At 33.7% G+C, this 1,979-nt stretch carries 2 protein-coding genes; both read left to right on the top strand.

Translation table 11 applies throughout. From position 1 onward, the window contains the following. Positions 1–127 precede the first annotated feature (127 nt). Entirely contained in the window at positions 128–1,363 is a 1,236-nt protein-coding gene (locus AC1DTM_RS24235; protein WP_016105240.1) for an IS110 family RNA-guided transposase, read from the top strand. A gap of 174 nt (positions 1,364–1,537) precedes the next feature. Next, the gene (locus AC1DTM_RS24230) at positions 1,538–1,945 is read left to right on the top strand and encodes a hypothetical protein (protein WP_016105239.1); all 408 of its coding nucleotides are present in this window, start codon (positions 1,538–1,540) and stop codon (positions 1,943–1,945) included. Positions 1,946–1,979: the final 34 nt, after the last annotated feature.

Below are 1,979 nucleotides of genomic sequence, written 5' to 3'. Positions count from 1 at the left end.
ATACATACTACTAGAGTTATGAAAAATGGATAGGCTTGCGTACCTATGCGCATCGGAAGATGAACGCTCGAACTAAGGTTGCCGACATTTTTATATATGACAAAATCATTGAATAGAGGGATGAGTTATGCATAATAGACAAAATTATTTGTATATAGGAGTAGATTTACATAAGGAACATCATACGGCTGTTATTATTAATTGTTGGCAAGAGAAATTAGGAGAAATACAATTTGATAATAAACCATCTGCATTTTCGAAGTTCTTATTAGAAGTAGAGACATATGTGTGTGATGGGATAACTGTTGTATTTGGTTTAGAAGATGTTGGTGGTTATGGAAGAGCATTAGCGAAATATTTAGTAGATCACGAACAGGTAGTAAAAGAAGTAAATCCAGCTTTATCATTTTTAGAACGAAAAAGTCAAGTGATGATACAAAAAAATGATAGTTGGGATGCGGAATGTGTGGCACGCATATTGGTAAACAAATTTAATCAATTGCCAGATGCAAAGCCAAACGATTTATTTTGGTCGATACAACAATTGGTTTCAAGAAGGAATGCATTAGTAAAAGCACAAAGTGCATTAAAGAACCAATTACATATTCAATTAAACCACCATTATCCAAGTTATAAAAAGTTTTTCTCAGAGTTAGATGGAAAAACAGCATTAGCGTTTTGGCAGCAATATCCGTCACCCTCTTGTTTAGAGGGGGCAAATATAAAGCAATTAACAGCTTTTTTATTAGATGTTAGCAACAATACATGTTCAGTAAAGAAAGCAAGCGAAATATTAAAACTTGTAAAAGAAGATGGACATACAATGAAGGAATATCAAGAAACACGAGACTTTTTAGTAAGAAGTATTGTACGGGATATTGAGTTTAAAAAGACAGAAATGAAATACATCGAGAGAGAATTAAAACAGCTAGTAAAACTACTAGATTATCAATTAGAAACGATGCCGGGAATAGAACTTGTGACGGCATCAGCATTAATTGCAGAAATTGGGGATGTAAGGCGATTTCCAAATGCCAACAAATTAGCACGATTTGCGGGGATTGCGCCTGTTTACTTTGGTTCTGGTGGGAAAGGTAAGACACACAAAAGCAAACAAGGAAACAGGGCGCTACACGCTTTATTTTATAACTTAGCAGTACAGCAGGTGCAAGTAGCGAAAGGAAGTAAGTTACTTAGAAACCCAGTGTTTCATGCATACTATCAAAAGAAACTTAAAGAGGGCAAAACAAAAGGACAGGCTTTGGTGTGTATTATGAGAAGACTTGTAAACATTGTATATGGCATCATGAAATATAAAAAAGCTTATGAGTTGCCGGTAGTAGAAGAAAAAGAAGTAGTTTAATAAGGTTTTACATGGTTTGTTTTTTTATTGTGAGGGTTTAAGATTACAACATAGGGTACGGGTAACGGTAAACCTAGCAGTAACAAAAATACAAATGTAGATAATTTTGATGCAAAAATAGCTACAAATAAGCAAAAAGGTAATTATGGTGAAATCAAATCAAGTGACAATTTATTGAATAATCAAAGTTTAAAAGATGCTGGATATGATCTAAAGCCAGTCGGAAAAAGTGCACCATCAGGCATAAATGATAAAATAGTAAAAGGAATTGATGGATTATACGAAAATACAAATGCAGAATCAAAGATCAAATATGTTATTGATGAAGCAAAATTTGGCAGTTCACAATTAGGGAAAACTAAAGATGGACGACAAATGTCAAATGATTGGTTGAAAGGTTCTGAAACTGGAAAAAGTAGAATATTAAAAGCTGTTGAGGGAGATGAAGTATTAGCTGAACAGATTACGAAAGCATTGCAAAAAGGTAAAGTTGAAAGAGTATTATCAAAAGTTGATAGTAGTGGAAAGGTTAAAACGTTTAAGATAGATTCTAAGGGTAACATCGTTGGAGAATGGCCATAAGCTAGAAGCTAGGAGGAATTAAATAGAATGAGAG

The organism is Bacillus sp. P4_D3 (assembly GCF_056401855.1).
This window is presented reverse-complemented; position numbering and strand designations above follow the sequence as displayed.

What these genes read in the sequence shown, in the direction of transcription:
- AC1DTM_RS24235 (WP_016105240.1), top strand. Translation starts at nt 128, where the DNA reads ATGCATAATAGACAAAATTATTTGTATATAGGAGTAGATTTACATAAG.